The organism is Nocardia sp. NPDC006044 (assembly GCF_042871115.1).
Classification (GTDB): Bacteria; Actinomycetota; Actinomycetes; order Mycobacteriales; family Mycobacteriaceae; genus Nocardia.
In genome coordinates, this window is record NZ_JBIAID010000003.1 from 1,422,854 (window position 1) to 1,438,176 (window position 15,323).

Below are 15,323 nucleotides of genomic sequence, written 5' to 3' on the forward strand. Positions count from 1 at the left end.
CAATTAAGCGGAGTTATATCCTCCGTTTAACCTAGCATCATCTCCCGGCCGACTTCCGCACGGTGTGATGGGACAGACACAACGGAATCCCGCACCATCCCGGACCTGCTGCGGGACAGTCGATTCCGCACAGCGGAACGGCGGGCCCCGACGAATCGAGGCCCGCCGGACAGCGATGCGCCTACAGGTCGGCGATGGCCGCCAAGGGTGGGGTGCGGGCAGCCCGGACCGCGGGCCAGAGCGCGGCCAGCACCCCGACCACGGCCGAACTCACCAGCACGAGCACCAGCTGCGACCACGGGATGGCGATCTGATCGAGCCCCAGATCGCGCAAGGTCCGCAGGAAGCCCACCCCTAGCCCCAACCCGAGCAGCATGCCGATGATGGCCCCGAAGACCGCGATCAACATGGACTCCAGATAGATGGTGCGCCGCACTTGAGCGCGTTGCATCCCGACCGCACGCAGCATGCCGATCTCGCGCCGCCGCTCCACCACCGACAGCGCCAGCGTGTTGACGATGCCGAGGATCGCGATCACCACCGCCAGCGCGAGCAGGCCGTAGAGGATGGCGAGCAGCGTGTTGATCTGTTTGCCCTGCGCGCCTTTGAATTCCTCGCGGTCCTGCACCTGGACCACGGGGAAAGGCTCGACCGCCTTCTCCAGATCGGCCCGCATCGCGGTCAGATTCGCGCCGGGCGCGGCGGTGACCAGCACGACGACATTGCTCTGGAAGTTGACCGGCACCACCTCCTTGTAGACCACCGGCGACACCACGAGCGCGCCGAGCAGCGGGGTCTTGCGATAGATGCCGGCGACGGTCAGCGGGACCTTCTTGCCGTCGAAACTGGTCGGCGATACCTCCTGGCCGACCTTCCAGCCGCGCTTGTTCGCCTCGTCCTCGGACACCAGGATGTCCCGGTCGCCGAGGGTCGCTGAGCCACGCAGTATTTCGTAGTTCAGCGCTTGATCGAGCCGGCCGTCCGGCGAGGTGCCGCCGACCTGATCGTCCCCGATCTTGAAGCCGACGCCACGCAGCCCGACCACATCGGCGACACCGGGCACCGACTTGCGCACCGCCTCGGCGGCACCGAACGGAACCCCGACGAATTGCTGGGTGGCCAGCACGTATTCGGACCGCACCCCCTTGTCCACCAGCACCCCGACACTGGCCTTCGCCGAGGCGCCGAGCATGCCGATCGCGGTCACCAGCATCAATCCGAGGGTGAGCGCGAACGCCGTTGCGGCCGTGCGGCGTGGGTTGCGCGCGGCATTGTTGCGGGCCATCCGCCCGATCGGCCCGAACGGACGAGTCAGCACCCCGAGCCCGCCGACCACCGGACGCGAAAGCGCGGGCGCGGCAAGCAATACCGCGAGAATCAGCGCCAGCGCGCCGATCCCGACGGTCAACGCCGCGTTCCCGCCGGTCGATTGAGCGCCCACATAGACGAGCGCCGCGCCCGCCACCGCGAGCACCGCCCCGACCAGCGTCCGGATCCGCAATGAATCACCGGCGGAAGCGAATTCCTCCCGCATCGCCTGGACCGGCGGAATCTTCGCCGCCCGGCGGGCAGGCGCGTAGGCGCTCAGCACCGTCACGAAAAGACCGACGAGCAACCCGACCGCGATGGTGCGCGGCAACACCGTCATCGACCCGGTCGGCAACCCGAGATCGAACGCGTTGAGCACTGCGGACAGGCCGAACGCCAGCCCGATGCCGCCGGCCAACCCCAGTGCGCTGCCGACCAATCCGATGACGAACGCCTCCGCCACCACCGATCGCCCGACCTGCTGCCTGCTCGCCCCGACCGCGCGCAGCAGCGCGAGTTCGCGCAGCCGCTGCGCGACGATCATCGAAAAGGTGTTGTAGATGATGAACGTCCCGACGATCAGCGCGATGGCGCCGAACGCGAGCAGGAAGTAGTTGATGAAGTTGAGCGCGTTGGACACGTCCTTCTTCAGGTCCGCGCGCACCTGATCGCCGTTTTGCACCTTGTAGTTCGGCAGGTCCTTGATCAGATTGTCGCGCAACTGATCACCGGGTATCCCGGTGGCCGCGACATCGACGTAAGCCACGTGCAGCCCGTCGGTGAACAGCTTGCGCGCCTGAGCGTCGTCGAACAGCACGCCGATGAATCCACCGGTGTCCGAGGGCACCTGGTAGATGCCGGTGAGGGTCACATCGATCGGATCGCCCTGCGACGGGATCATCAGCTTGGTGTGATCGCCGATCTTCAACCCGGCCCGCTCGGCGCCGCCCGTATTCAGCGCGATCTCACCGCTTTTCGCCGGCGGCACGCCCTGGACGAATTTGTTCGGCTCGGCGACCGCGCGCTCCGGCGGCAGATAGGACTGCCCGAAGGTGGGCGCGCCACCGGTCTGGATCGCCTTCTTCCCGTCCGGCGTCAGCAGCACCAGGACGCCGTTCACGCTCGGCGCGATCGTGCGTACTCCGGGATACTTCTGTAGTTCGTCGACGATGTTGTTCGGAACCCCTTGCGCCTGCCGCTCTTTGGGACTCACCCTGACGTCGACGCCCTTCGCCTGACCGGCGAAGATTCCGTCGAACGTGCGCTGCAACGTATCGGTGAACACGAACGAACCCGCGATGAACGCGGTGCCGAGCACCACCGAGAGCAGCGTCAGGGCGAGACGCACCTTGTGCGCGGCCAGGTTACGCAGCGCGACCTTCCGCATCGGACTGCCACTCATCAGGCTTGCTCCAGCGCCTTCATCCGGTCGAGCACGGTATCCGAGGTCGGATCACGCATTTCGTTCACGATCTTGCCGTCGGCCAGGAAGATCACCCGGTCGGCGAACCCGGCGGCGTGCGGCTCGTGGGTGACGATCACCACGGTCTGCCCGAACTCGTCGACCGCGGCGCGCAGGATGGACAGCACCTCTTCGGAGGCCTTCGAGTCCAGGTTGCCGGTCGGCTCGTCGCCGAAGATGATCTCCGGCTTGCCCGCGAGCGCCCGCGCGCAGGCGACTCGCTGCTGCTGTCCGCCGGACAGCTCGCTCGGTCGATGGGTGAGCCGGTCATTGAGGCCGAGGCGCTTCAGCACCGTGTCCAACCAGGCCTGATCCGGTTTGCGCCCGGCGATGTCCAGCGGCAGCGTGATGTTCTCCAGTGCGGTCAGGGTCGGCACCAGGTTGAACGCCTGGAAGACGAACCCGATCCGGTCACGCCGCAACCGGGTCATCTGCTTGTCGGACAGGCCCGCCAGATCGGTATCACCGATCCGGACGGTGCCGGTGCTCGCGCTGTCCAGCCCGGCCAGGCAGTGCACCAGCGTCGACTTGCCGGAGCCCGACGGCCCCATGATCGCCGTGAATTCCCCCTTCGCGAACTCGGCCGACACCCCGTCCAGGGCCCGGACCTGCGTATCTCCCGACCCGTAGACCTTGACCAGGTCGATCGCACGGGCCGCGACATCGGTCGGTACCGCCAGGTCGGCGGTGTCGGAACCCAAAGCTTGCGAAGTCATGCACACCAGTCTTACCGCGTTCGGGCCGGTGCGCCATCAGGGAATGCCCCGACTCGTCAGGTATCGATGCGCGCGACCAGGTTACGTGGTAGCGGGTTCGGTGTGTAACTGGTCGACCAGGCCGGCCAGCGACTTGGCCAATCGGGCATTGCCCGTGGCCAGCGCGTCCAGGCCGCTGGCGCCGACGGCGCGGTTCATCGCCTGGAAGGCGAGTGACCCGCGACGGGTCGGGAAGACCAGCACCCGGCGGCGATCGGTGTCGTCGACCTTGCGGTGCACCAGGTTGTCCGCGATCATCCCGTCGATCAGCCGGGTCAGGTTGGCGCCGGTGAGCAGGGTGGCCTCCGCAAGGTGCGACATCGGGTAACCGCCGCCGTCCACCACCGCCGCCAGGGCGTGCCAGCGCACGACGGAGTTCTCGCCGAGGCTGGCTGCGATGGCCCGGTCGAGTTCCTGCGACGCCCTGCGCACCAGCCGGGCCAATTCTTCCAGCGCGGCGGGGTCGGTGCTATGGTCCACGGCAGTACTATATCCAACCCCGTATGGTTAATATTCAAATGGAAATATACGGTGGTGATTCCGTTGTCGCGCTACGGTTTCCGTCGCTCCACCGTGGACATCGCGCTGGTGGTGCCGCGCAGTGGATCCGCGGGCATGTTCGGGCCCTCCTGTGAGGCCTGTGCGGCATTGGCCGTCGCGGATATCAATGCCGCAGGCGGAATTCTCGATCGGACCGTCCGGCTCCACCCGGTGGACGCGGGTGCGCCGCTGCCCGTGCTCGCCGCGACGATCGACCGGATGGTCAGCACCGGCGCGATCGACGGCGTGGTCGGCTGGCATCTGTCCAACGCGCGCAAGGTGATTACCCCGCACACCGCGGGCCGGGTGCCCTACGTCTACACCACGTTCTACGAGGGTGGCGAGGACTCCGACGGCGTCTACATGGTGGGCGAGACACCGGAGCAACAACTGTTTCCCGCGCTGCGCTGGCTGCGCGCCGAGCGCGGCATCCGCCGCTGGTGCGTGGTCGGCAACGACTACGTGTGGCCGCGGGAAACCGCAAGAGCCGCTATGGAATTCGCGGCGACCACGGATATCGAGGTGGTCGGTCAGACCTTCGTCCCGCTCGGCGGACGCGACTTCCGGCAGGCCCTGGAACTGATCCATCGCTCGCCGGCACAGGGCGTCCTGCTGTTCATGGTCGGCGCCGACTGCGCCGCGTTCAACCGCGCCTTCGCCGAGGCCGGTCTCGACGATGACAGGCTGCGGCTGAGCATGATGATCGGCGAGGATGTGCTGTACGCGGGCGGCGCGGACAGCACGCGCGGATTGTTCACCGCCAGTGGCTATTTCGAAAGCGTGGTGTCGTCCGCGGGGATGGATTTCGGCGCGCGGTATCTGCGCGAGTTCGGCCCGGCCGCGCCCGCGCTGAACAACATCGGCGAATCCTGCTACGAGGGACTGCTGTTGTTCGCCTCGCTCGCCGAGTCCGCCCGCAGCCTCGACCTGCGGGCGATCGAACGGCACGCGCCGCGGGTCAGCTACGGCGGCCCGCGCGGCGAGGTGCGGGTGCGCGGCGCGCACACCACCCAGCCGGTCTATCTGGCCGACGCCGACCTGCTCGAATTCAGCGTGCGCGCCGAACTCGACTCCTGAGTCCGTAACACGAACTTCACCTTGCGGTTTCGCTGCGGCGACCTGCCTGCCTTTGTATCGTCGTCATACGAAACATATTCAAATGAAAATAATGAGGTTCCCGTGCCCCTCTACTGGTTCCACTGCCGCGCCTGCGGCGGCTTCGATCTCAGCTTCGCGATGGCCGACGTGCCTGCCGCCGCGCCGTGCCCGGACTGCGCGTCGAGCAGCAAGCGGCAGTTCGGCGTCGCGGCGCTGATCCGGCCTGGATCGGCGGCCACCCGGCTGATCGACGCGACCGAGCGCACGGCCGCCGAGCCTCCGGTCGTTTCCGCACCGCCGCGCAAGGCCGTGCCGGTGACGCGAAACCCATTGCACCGCAAGCTTCCCCGCCCCTGATACCGAAGGACACACGATGCCCGAGTTACTGTTCCCCCTCGATTCCGGCAAGCGGTTCACCGAGCAGAAGTACGTCGGCCACAATCGGTGGCATCCCGACATCCCGGCCGCGGTGACGGTCAAGCCCGGCGCCGAGTTCCGGGTGCACGTGCGCGAGTGGTTCGACGGCGCCATCCACAACGACGACTCCGCCGAGGACGTGCTGAACGCGCCGCTCAGCACGGTGCACTGCCTGTCCGGTCCGTTCGCGATCGAGGGCGCGCAGCCCGGCGACCTGCTCATCGTCGACATTCTCGACATCGGGCCCATTCCGCAAGAGGACTCCGGCCCACTGGCCGGACAGGGCTGGGGCTACACCGGCATCTTCGCCACCGACAACGGCGGCGGCTTCCTCACCGAGCACTTCCCCGACGCGTACAAGGCGATCTGGGACTTCAGCGGGCAGACCACCACCTCGCGCCACATTCCCGGCGTGAAGTTCACCGGGATGACCCACCCCGGGCTGATGGGTACCGCGCCGTCGGCCGCGCTCCTGTCGAAGTGGAACGCGCGCGAAGAGGCGCTGATCGCGACCGACCCGCACCGGGTGCCGCCGCTCGCGCTGCCGCCGGAGCCGCGCGACGCCATCCTCGGCTCGTTGTCCGGGGTCGAGTTCGACCGGGTCGCCGCCGATGCCGCGCGCACCGCGCCGCCGCGGGAGAACGGCGGCAATCAGGACATCAAGAACTTCACCAGGGGCAGCCGGGTGTTCTATCCGGTATTCGTGGACGGCGCGCATCTCTCGGTCGGCGACCTGCATTTCTCCCAGGGCGACGGCGAGATCACTTTCTGCGGCGCGATCGAGATGGGCGGATTCATCGACCTGCGCGTCGATCTCATCAAGAACGGCATGGAGCTCTACGGCGTCGCCGAGAACGCCATCTTCATGCCCGGCAACTCCGGCCCCAATTACTCCGAATACCTGGCCTTTTCGGGCACCTCGGTGACTCTGGACGGCGAACAGCGCTACCTCGACTCGCAACTGTCCTTCGAACGCGCCTGCCTGCACGCCATCGACTACCTCACCAAGTTCGGCTACACCCCCGAACAGGCCTACCTCCTGCTCGGCGCCGCCCCCATCGAGGGCCGTTTCTCCGGCGTAGTAGACATCCCCAATTCCTGTGCCACCGTCTACATCCCCACCGCCATCTTCGATTTCCCCATCACCCCCACCGCCGCCGGCCCCACCCGGATCGACCCCGGCCCCGGCGCTCCGCGCGCCACCCGCTGAGACCACTTCGCCCTCGGATTGCTGAAACGTTGCGCGTGCTGCGCGACCCGTGCCGGCAATCCGAGGGCCGGTGATATTCGACCTGCGCATTAGTGGTCAACCGTCAAGTTATCCAATACGACCCGGCGTGCAACGGGCGGTGGTTCAATCGGGGTGCGTGTGCTCTGGAGTAGCTGTTGGTGGCGAAAGGAGTTTCATGAGGCCGACGGTTGCGGAACGGATCCGCCTGCGGGTCGAGAGATTTCATTCGGAAAGGGTTGCCGGGCACTGGGGCGGGCGGCATATCCTGCACGGCCGTGCGCCTGCGTTCGGCGATATCGTGCTCAGCAACAACGACTATCTGGCGCTGGCCGCCGATCCGCGGATCACGCACGCGATCAGAACGGCGCTACGGGCGGCGTACTCGCCGAGATTCTCCTCGGGCGCCTATCTGCCCGGTGATCATCCACAGGTCGCACTGGAACGCGCCTTCGCCGACCATCTGCGCGCCCCCGCCGGGATTCTCTGTCAATCCGGATGGGATGCGAAAGTCGGGCTGCTGCAATCGATCGCCGACCCGGGAACACCGGTCTATATCGATCAATTCGCGCATATGTCGTTCTGGCATGGCGCGAAAGCGGCTGGTGCGCAGATATATTCGTTCCGGCACAATTTTCCCGGCCACCTGCGCGAACAGATCCGCGCGCACGGGCCGGGCATCATCGCGGTGGACGCGATCTACGGCACCAATGGCAGCCGCTGCCCGCTGACCCAGATCTGTGACGCCGCCGACGAAACCGACAGCGTGCTCGTCGTCGACGAATCACACGCGCTGGGTACCGACGGCCCGGCCGGCGCGGGAATGGTGGCGGCGCTCGGGCTCACCGAACGGGTGCCGTACCGAATTGCCAGCCTGGCCAAGGCCTTCGGCGCTCGTGCCGGGTTCATCGGCGCGAACAGCATCGATTTCGTCGACTACTTCAAAATGGAATCTCATCCCGCGGTGTTCTCCGCCACGCTGCTGCCGTACGAAATCGCCGGTCTCGCGGCAACACTCGAAGTGATCCGGCTGGACAATTGGCGGCGGCAGCGACTACGCGAGCTGTCCACCATGGTGCGCCGGGCGCTGACCACGCTCGAATTCGACCTGGAGGGCTCGGCCAGTCACATCGTCGCGCTCCAGGGCGGACCCGACGCACGCGCGGCGGCCATGCGCGACTTCCTCGAGGCGCGCGGCATTTTCGGCGCCCTGCTGTGCCCACCGGCCACCGCCCGCAACCACTGCCTCGTCCGCTTCGGCCTGCACGCCGGTCTCGCCGACCAGCACATCGACCGAATCATCGGCGCCTGCAACGAAATCCGCACTCACTTCGGCGCGACCCCGCCCGTCGAGCCGCAGCCACGACCCGCGAAACACGCGCTGCCGACCCACGCGGCGAGCGGCGCATGACGGCGGCCAGCGCCGAAATGTGCCGCTCGACCGAGCGCGGGAACCTGTGCCGGCTCCCGCGCCCGGCATCGAACTAGCCGGTGGTCAGGACGGTGCCTGCGCCGACGGTCCGCCCACCCTCGCGGATGGCGAAACCGAGCCCCGGCTCCACCGGGGTCGGACGACCCAGTTCGACGGTCAGATCGACCGTGTCACCGGGTGCCGCTATCCGCGTGTCGCCGGGCAACGTCACGTCGCCGACCACGTCCCCCGTGCGGATGTAGAACTGCGGCCGGTAGCCGGTGGCGATCGGCGTGCGCCGCCCGCCTTCCGCGGTGCCGAGCAGGTAGACCCGAGCGGTGAACCTGCTGTGCACGGCAATGCTGCCGGGCTCGGCGACCACCTGACCGCGCCGGACCTGACCGCGCTGGATGCCGCGCAGCAACAGCGCGACGTTGTCCCCCGCCTCCGCGAATTCCATGGTGCGCCCGAAGGTTTCGACTCCGGTGACCACCGAACTCAGCTCGTCGTCCAGACCGAGCAGAGCCACCCGATCACCGAGCCGGACCCGCCCGCGCTCCACCGCGCCGGTGACCACGGTGCCTCGGCCGGTGATGGTGAGGACGTTCTCCACCGGCAGCAGGAACGGCGCGTCGGTATAGCGCACGGGTGTCGGCACGTGCGTGTCGATCGCGTCCAGCAACTCGATCAACGCGGCGGTCCACCGCTCGTCGCCCTCCAGCGCACGCAGGCCCGATACCCGGACTACCGGGAGTTCGGCGCCCGGGTACCCCTGGGCGGTCAGGAGTTCGCGAACCTCCAGCTCGATCAGGTCGAGCAGCTCCGGGTCACCCGCGTCGGCCTTGTTCAGGGCGACGACGACGTGCTCGACGCCGACCTGCCGGGCCAGCAGCACGTGCTCCGCGGTCTGGGGCATGACGCCGTCCTGCGCGGAGACCACCAGGATCGCGCCGTCCAGCTGGGACGCGCCGGTGATCATGTTCTTCACGAAGTCGGCGTGACCCGGCATGTCGATATGCGCGTAATGCCTTGTCACCGTCTCGTATTCGACGTGCGCGATATTGATGGTGATGCCGCGCTGCGCCTCTTCCGGGGCGCGGTCGATCCGGTCGAACGGCACGTAGCTGCCGCCGCCCCGCTCGGCGAGCACCTTGGTGATCGCCGCGGTGAGCGTGGTCTTGCCGTGGTCGACATGGCCCATGGTGCCGATGTTGAGGTGCGGCTTGGTGCGGACATAGGTCTGCTTGGACATGTTTCTTCCTGGTTTGCCTGGCGGGCACTGGCGAATGTGCCCGACGGTGTCGAGCGGGACCTCAGCGACGGGGCGACCTTCCCCGTCCGAGGTCCCGGGACATCCCGGGGAAGGTCAGCTTCGGGCTCCGTCGAGCTGCGCGGCAACTGCTGCCGAGGCGGCCAGGACAGCGGCCATCGCGCCCGCGAATGCGGACGTTGCGGCGATGGCGTAGCTGAACATGTCGGGAATGGTAAGGGGCGAGATCACCGCGGCGCGATGCATTTTCCGTACGGCGCGGACGCCGGTGGGCGGTGGCGGGCGATCGTTCTTCCCCGGAAACCAGAAATCCGACCCCGCGTTGCTCGGGATCGGACGGTGTAGCGGTGTGTCAGCCGAGGCGCTCGGGGTCGTGGAACGCCGAGCGCCTCGATTCGCGGACTACTTGGAGCTGCTGCCCGCGAGCAGCGCCTTCAGGAACGCGTCGATCGCCGCGCCGGAGCCCTCGGCGGAACCGGTGCCCGAGCCGGTGAGCGGCGGCGCCGCGACGGTGCCGTTCGCGGAACCGGTGTACGGCGGCTTGAAGGTTTCGATGGAACCGGTGCCCGAACCGGTCAACGGCGGCGCCGCCACGGTGCCGGGGTTCGCCGAACCGGTGTACGGCGGCTTGAACGTTTCGATCGAACCGGTACCCGAACCGGTCAACGGCGGCGCGGCAACGGTGCCGTTCGCGGAACCGGTGTACGGCGGAGTCTGGGTGGCGGCGGAACCGGTCCCCGAACCGGTCAGCGGCGGCGCGGCCACCGCGAGGCCCGAGCCGGCCACCGCGATGGAGGTGGCAGCGAGCGCCACGAAACCGAACGTACGGATCTTCTTCAAAGACTTTCCCTTCAGAGAACAGCGGCCGGCACTCCCTCGGTATCGGCCCGCTACAGATATCACGGTAAGGGAACATCCAGGTGCGCTCTCTTGAACGCACGACTAACAACCCGGTAACCAGGAATTTGCGCAGGCCGCGGCATCGTATCGGTGAAACGGCGCAAGCCTGTGTCGCACAACGAGTCCCGATCAGCCGATGGCTTTCTTCCGTTCACCGGTTTTCAACGATGGCGAATCGATGGCTAACTTGTGATATGGACCACATAATTTTGTTCGTGCTGAACTAAACTCCTGGTCAATGACGTCAACCACACCGCACGTCGCTTGGAATTATTAGCCGGGCACAGGATTCACGATCAGCCGACCGAAAACCACACAGCGCCATTGCCTACTCGCCGATTTTTCTATCACGACCGTCGTCGGACCGCTGGCTGAATATTTACCCAGCAGCCCGCGCGCTAACCCACTCGAATGCCTCAGCTTTGGACCGGGCGCCCTCCGCCGCGCGCGATCGATTCGCCTCGCCGAGCTCGGTGAGCAGGTCTTCGGACAGATCGACCAGCGCGGCGAGCGTGGCCGGGGTGAACCACTCGGGCCGCGTCGCGAACAGGATGTCCTCGCTGGAGGTGTTTCCGCTGGCGCCGGGCGCGAACGGGCAACCACCGAGCCCACCGAGCGCACCGTCGACCATGGCGGCGCCCGACCGGATGGCGGCCAGGGTGTTGGCCACCCCCATCCCCCAGGTGTCGTGACCGTGAAAGACGATGCGCCGCTGCGGGGTTCGCGTGCGGACGGCGGTGACCAGCGCGGCCACCTGCTCCGGATATGCCTGGCCGAGGGTGTCGGCAATGACGATGTCGCCGGCCCCCGCGGTGCGCGGATCGTCGGCGATGGCGACGACCCGCTCCGGATCGACCGGGCCGTCGAACGGACAGGTGAAGCTGGTGGCCAGGCACAGCTGAATCGAGCCGCCCACCGCCGCGGCGTGCCCGATCGCCTCCGGCATGGCGGCGACGCTGTCCTCGGTGGTGCGGCCGATATTGGCCTTGTTGTGCGCGTCGGAGACCGAGAAGCAGTACTGGAAGTTGCGCACCCCCGCCGCGGCCGCCTTCTGCACGTGCCGCGGCGTGGCCACCCACACCCAACAGCGTTGCAGCTCTTCGGGACTCAGCGCGGCGATGAGTTCCATGGTGTTCGCCATCGGCGGCACCAGATCGGGCCTGGCCATCGAACCGATCTCCAGCGCCGGTACGCCGAGCGCGAGCAGGCGGCGGACGATGTCCACCTTGCGCTCGACCGGCAGCACTTTTCCGGTGAGCTGCAAGCCATCTCGCAACGTGACGTCGCGCAGCAGCGCCGTGGTCACCGCTCGTCCCGCTCCTGCCGCGGCGCGCACATCACGCCACCCCACGGCTTTTCGTGGACGCCGGCCGGATTCGGATGCACCGTCGGCCGGGTGAACCCCGGTGACCGGATGTCCCGTGGACCGCGCCCTGGCGGGCGCCTGCGGTCTTGTCTCATTTCGCCTCCAAGGCGTCGATCTCGCTGTCGCTCATGCCGAGTAGCCCGGACAACACTTCCCGCGTGTGCTCACCTAGATCCGGGCCGATATTACGAATGGGCAGGGACTGCTCGCCGATCACCGGAACGATACCGGGGAACCCGACCGTTTTCGGTGCCGCCGCACCGACATCCACCGAGAATGGCTGAATCATATTGCGCGCCTTGTACTGTTCGTCGGCGACGATGTCGGCCGCGGTGTAGATGGGACCGCACGGGATGCCCGCGGCCTCGAGAATCTTCAACGCCTCGGCGCGGGTGTGCTGAATCGTCCACTCGGCGATGGCCCGATCGAGGCGGTCGTGCTGGCGCCAGCGGCCCGCGTTGTCGTGCAGTTCCGGGTCGGCGGCCAGGTCGGGACGGCCGATCACCTGCATGTAGCGCTGGAAGATGGCGTCGCCGTTGCCGCCGATGATGATGCTGACGCCGTCGCTGCACGGGTAGGCGTTGCTCGGGGCGATGCCCTCGACGAGGCCGCCGACCCGGCCGCGGTTTATGCCATAGGCGAGATAGTCCGGGACCAGCGATTCCATCACCGACAGAATCGTCTCGTTGAGCGCGACATCGATGATGCGCTCGCGCAACGGAATCGGCGTCTCGCCCGGCTTGCGTTCGCGTTGGAACAGCGCCATCACCGTGCCGAACGCGGCATAGACACCCGCGATCGAGTCACCGATGGATACGCCGGTGCGCACCGGCGGTCGATCCGGCTCGCCCATCAGTTCGCGCAGGCCGCCGACCGCCTCGGCGACCGCCGCGAAACCGGGCCGCGACGCGTGCGGGCCGGTCTGCCCGTAACCGGAGATCCTGGTGATCACCAGGTCCGGGTTCGCCTCGTTGAGCACCTCCGGGCCGAGTCCCCACTTCTCCAGCATCCCGGGGCGGAAGTTCTCCAGCAGCACATCGCACCGGCGGACCAGGTCGAGCACGACGGCCCGGCCCGCCTCGCTGCGCAGATCCAGCGTGATCGACTTCTTGTTCCGATTGACCGTGCGATACAGCATCGAGGTGTCGCCACCGTAGAGCCGCCAGTTGCGCAACTCGTCGCCTGCCTTCGGGCGCTCCACCTTGATGACCTCGGCGCCGAAGTCACCGAGGATGCGCCCGGCGGTCGGCGCGGCAATGTAATTGCCCAGCTCCAGGACGCGAACACCGTCCAACGGCCGAATACTCATCGCAACAGTGTCTCAGGGGCCCGAGTGGCGGCGCACGACGACACCTCGCTGCGACCGAACAAGATCATGCGCCCGCGCCGTCGCGCATGATCGTCGCCCGCGGATTCGGCCCGCCGTATCCGGCATCGGCGAGCCGGATCAGGAGGCAAGCAGCTGGGTCTCCTCGACGATCGAGTAGTGCTCGGCATTGCCGGCGATGCTGCGGCTCGCGGTGCCGTCGACGCCGACCGGGATGTCGCCGGCCAACGTGATCCGGGTCAGCTTGCGCGGCTGGTCGTCGTAGTCGTCGATGGCGTAGTGCTGGGTGGCGCGGTTGTCCCAGATCGCCACGTCGCCCGGCGCCCAGTTCCAGCGGGCGGTGTTCTCCAACCGGGTCACCCGGTCCTGGAACAGCCGGAACAGGGTCTGCGATTCGGTGCTGGACAGGCCGACGAAGTGCTTCACGAAATGGCCGAGCAGCAGTGCCCGCTCGCCCGTCTCCGGATGCACCCGCACCACCGGGTGCTCGGTCTCGTAGTAGCTGGACTCGAACTCTGCGCGGTAGGCCTGGGTGTTCGGGCGCAGCGGTTCCACGTTGCGGGCCGCGTAGTCGTAGACATTGGTGTGCACGGCGCGCAGGTTCTCCGCGAGCAGTTTCAGCGAGGCAGGCAGCGACTCGTACGCGGCCACGGTCGAGGCCCACGTGGTCGATCCGCCATAGGTCGGCAGGTGCACCGCGCGCAGGATCGACGCCTTCGGAATCCGGTCGACGAACGTGACATCGGTGTGCCAGCTGTTCGCGCGCCCGTGCTCGGAGTCGATCGCCAGGCTCTTGACCCCGTGCGAGGTGACCGTCGGGTGCGGCGTCGTCGGGCTGCCGAGCAACTGCGCGAACTCGTACTGCCCGTCCTCCGTCAGCTGATCCTGCCCCCGGAAGAAGATCACCTTGTGCTCCGCCAGCGCCCGCCGGATCACCTCGACCGTCGCCGCGTCCAAATCCCCGCCGAGCCGAACATTGTCGACCCGCGCGCCGATCCGCGCGCCGAGCTTGATCACCGAGGCAGAGCTTGGTGCGTGTGCGATCGTCATGAGATCACCTTCGCTGTAGAGAACCCGATTAATGCTCCCCGAGCACACCACCGAATCCCCCACCCCCACCAGGTTTTTCGTCGCCCTGATCCCAACCAACCCGCCCCGGCACTCAACAAATCCGCACTCTCCCCGGCCCCCTCCAGGACCCCATCCTCAATGCGAATCCCGAAAGCAGCACAGCTCTGGCACCACCGAACGGCACAGCCGGTGGACAACATCTACACGCCCGCAAGGATGCCGCTCGCCTCGCGGACCCGTGGGCAGTCCCCGGATGCCATGCGGATCCCTCAACCCACCCTTTTCCTCGCGATCCGCACCAAGGACCGGGTTCTGAAGCAGGGCAGCTCCGGAGAAGGAGTGCAGAACGAGGCGGCGGGTCATGCACGCACATTCACCGCAGCCGGTCGAGGCGCCATAACAAACCCCGCCGCCCCGCAGACCAAGCGACAGATAGGGCCGACCTCCCACACCCGCTTCACCTTCCGCATACCCCTCAACCCGGCAACAGGTATGCGAAGAACGAAGCAGCTGTGCGAACAACCCGTGGCAACACCACCACAGCAGACGGACACGATGGAACCCGAGGTTGCGCGCCCTTATCGCGGATGTAGACCGGTACTGGCAGACGACGCGCCCAGCACCACTTCAGGAAAAACCCGCGCAGGTCTTCAGCTTTCGAGCACCAGGCCAGCTTTTTAAAGAATTCCGTGACGCAACCACAGCCAGATGACCACGCCGGAACCCGACGCCGCCCATCCTGACATGCACCTAAAGCCGGGTACGGCAGGCGACGTGCCCAGCACTACTGCAGTGAAAACCAGGGTAGGCCTTCAGCTTCACTGGGCAAGTACACACGGGACGAGCCGGGAGGTCCGCACGGGGTAGGTGCACATCCCTCAGGGTGCGGCAGTGTCCCCGTTTCGGTGCGGTGGGTTCAGAGACGTCCCGGGCGACCGGTCTGCGGGGTTTGGGGCCTGGCACAGGGGATGCCCGGATAGTGCTGAGCACGTCAGGTGGGGTCCCCGGCCTTCTCTCCCGCAGCTTGGGTCGGCGGAGGTGAGAGTTGTCGGCGTGGGGACTGGCTGTGGTGCTATTCTCGAGATCTTTCTTCATCGAGTCGAGTCAAAAGGTTGTTGGCCTGTTGAGTCGAGTCAAAAGGTCGCTTTGGGAGATCAACTCGCGACCTTT

12 protein-coding genes are annotated in these 15,323 nt (G+C 67.1%); 4 read left to right on the forward strand and 8 right to left on the reverse strand.

Annotation, left to right across the window (positions count from 1 at the left end; all coding sequences use genetic code 11):
* Nucleotides 1-181: 181 nt before the first annotated feature.
* From ACFYO1_RS31165 to ACFYO1_RS31175, 3 genes are all read right to left on the reverse strand, one after another.
* The gene (locus ACFYO1_RS31165) at nucleotides 182-2,710 is read right to left on the reverse strand and encodes an ABC transporter permease (protein WP_387238481.1); all 2,529 of its coding nucleotides are present in this window, start codon (nucleotides 2,708-2,710) and stop codon (nucleotides 182-184) included.
* Complete coding sequence (locus tag ACFYO1_RS31170; RefSeq protein WP_387238484.1) at nucleotides 2,710-3,486, reverse strand: ABC transporter ATP-binding protein; 777 nt, start codon at nucleotides 3,484-3,486, stop codon at nucleotides 2,710-2,712. Before ACFYO1_RS31170 ends, ACFYO1_RS31165 begins: the two co-directional genes overlap by 1 nt.
* A gap of 81 nt (nucleotides 3,487-3,567) precedes the next feature.
* Nucleotides 3,568-4,005, reverse strand: coding sequence for a MarR family winged helix-turn-helix transcriptional regulator (locus tag ACFYO1_RS31175; RefSeq protein WP_387238487.1), 438 nt, complete (start codon nucleotides 4,003-4,005; stop codon nucleotides 3,568-3,570).
* A 51-nt stretch (nucleotides 4,006-4,056) separates the two neighbouring features.
* Here ACFYO1_RS31175 and ACFYO1_RS31180 point away from each other — a divergent pair, with 51 nt between their 5' ends.
* The 4 genes from ACFYO1_RS31180 to cqsA all read left to right on the forward strand — a co-directional run bounded on the left by ACFYO1_RS31180 (nucleotide 4,057) and on the right by cqsA (nucleotide 8,219).
* Complete coding sequence (locus ACFYO1_RS31180) at nucleotides 4,057-5,142, forward strand: substrate-binding domain-containing protein (RefSeq protein ID WP_387238490.1); 1,086 nt, start codon at nucleotides 4,057-4,059, stop codon at nucleotides 5,140-5,142.
* Between the two features lie 102 nt (nucleotides 5,143-5,244).
* Nucleotides 5,245-5,520 (forward strand): FmdB family zinc ribbon protein, encoded by a 276-nt coding sequence (locus ACFYO1_RS31185; RefSeq protein WP_387238493.1) that lies wholly within the window; start codon nucleotides 5,245-5,247, stop codon nucleotides 5,518-5,520.
* A gap of 16 nt (nucleotides 5,521-5,536) precedes the next feature.
* Nucleotides 5,537-6,790, forward strand: coding sequence for a formamidase (fmdA, locus tag ACFYO1_RS31190; RefSeq protein WP_387238496.1), 1,254 nt, complete (start codon nucleotides 5,537-5,539; stop codon nucleotides 6,788-6,790).
* A gap of 196 nt (nucleotides 6,791-6,986) precedes the next feature.
* Nucleotides 6,987-8,219: an alpha-hydroxyketone-type quorum-sensing autoinducer synthase gene (cqsA, locus tag ACFYO1_RS31195; RefSeq protein ID WP_387238499.1), complete on the forward strand. Its 1,233-nt coding sequence runs from the start codon at nucleotides 6,987-6,989 to the stop codon at nucleotides 8,217-8,219.
* Nucleotides 8,220-8,292: 73 nt separating this feature from the next.
* On the opposite strand, the gene tuf is transcribed toward cqsA, so the two are convergent.
* The 5 genes from tuf to ACFYO1_RS31220 form a co-directional block, all read right to left on the reverse strand.
* On the reverse strand, nucleotides 8,293-9,471 hold the full coding sequence (tuf, locus tag ACFYO1_RS31200; protein ID WP_387238502.1) for an elongation factor Tu: 1,179 nt from the start codon (nucleotides 9,469-9,471) through the stop codon (nucleotides 8,293-8,295).
* Between the two features lie 420 nt (nucleotides 9,472-9,891).
* Nucleotides 9,892-10,329: a hypothetical protein gene (locus ACFYO1_RS31205; RefSeq protein WP_387238505.1), complete on the reverse strand. Its 438-nt coding sequence runs from the start codon at nucleotides 10,327-10,329 to the stop codon at nucleotides 9,892-9,894.
* 439 nt (nucleotides 10,330-10,768) lie between these two features.
* Complete coding sequence (locus tag ACFYO1_RS31210) at nucleotides 10,769-11,695, reverse strand: hydroxymethylglutaryl-CoA lyase (protein ID WP_387238508.1); 927 nt, start codon at nucleotides 11,693-11,695, stop codon at nucleotides 10,769-10,771.
* Between the two features lie 151 nt (nucleotides 11,696-11,846).
* The gene (locus tag ACFYO1_RS31215) at nucleotides 11,847-13,064 is read right to left on the reverse strand and encodes a CaiB/BaiF CoA transferase family protein (RefSeq protein ID WP_387238511.1); all 1,218 of its coding nucleotides are present in this window, start codon (nucleotides 13,062-13,064) and stop codon (nucleotides 11,847-11,849) included.
* A gap of 138 nt (nucleotides 13,065-13,202) precedes the next feature.
* On the reverse strand, nucleotides 13,203-14,132 hold the full coding sequence (locus tag ACFYO1_RS31220) for a TauD/TfdA dioxygenase family protein (RefSeq protein ID WP_387238514.1): 930 nt from the start codon (nucleotides 14,130-14,132) through the stop codon (nucleotides 13,203-13,205).
* Between the last annotated feature and the right edge of the window lie 1,191 nt (nucleotides 14,133-15,323).

Excerpts from the sequence above, each read along its gene's own strand:
- ACFYO1_RS31165 (WP_387238481.1), bottom strand. The coding sequence starts at position 2,710 with ATGAGTGGCAGTCCGATGCGGAAGGTCGCGCTGCGTAACCTGGCCGCG.
- ACFYO1_RS31170 (WP_387238484.1), bottom strand. The coding sequence starts at position 3,486 with ATGACTTCGCAAGCTTTGGGTTCCGACACCGCCGACCTGGCGGTACCG.
- fmdA (WP_387238496.1), top strand. The coding sequence starts at position 5,537 with ATGCCCGAGTTACTGTTCCCCCTCGATTCCGGCAAGCGGTTCACCGAG.
- cqsA (WP_387238499.1), top strand. The coding sequence starts at position 6,987 with ATGAGGCCGACGGTTGCGGAACGGATCCGCCTGCGGGTCGAGAGATTT.
- tuf (WP_387238502.1), bottom strand. The coding sequence starts at position 9,471 with ATGTCCAAGCAGACCTATGTCCGCACCAAGCCGCACCTCAACATCGGC.
- ACFYO1_RS31215 (WP_387238511.1), bottom strand. The coding sequence starts at position 13,064 with ATGAGTATTCGGCCGTTGGACGGTGTTCGCGTCCTGGAGCTGGGCAAT.
- ACFYO1_RS31220 (WP_387238514.1), bottom strand. The coding sequence starts at position 14,132 with ATGACGATCGCACACGCACCAAGCTCTGCCTCGGTGATCAAGCTCGGC.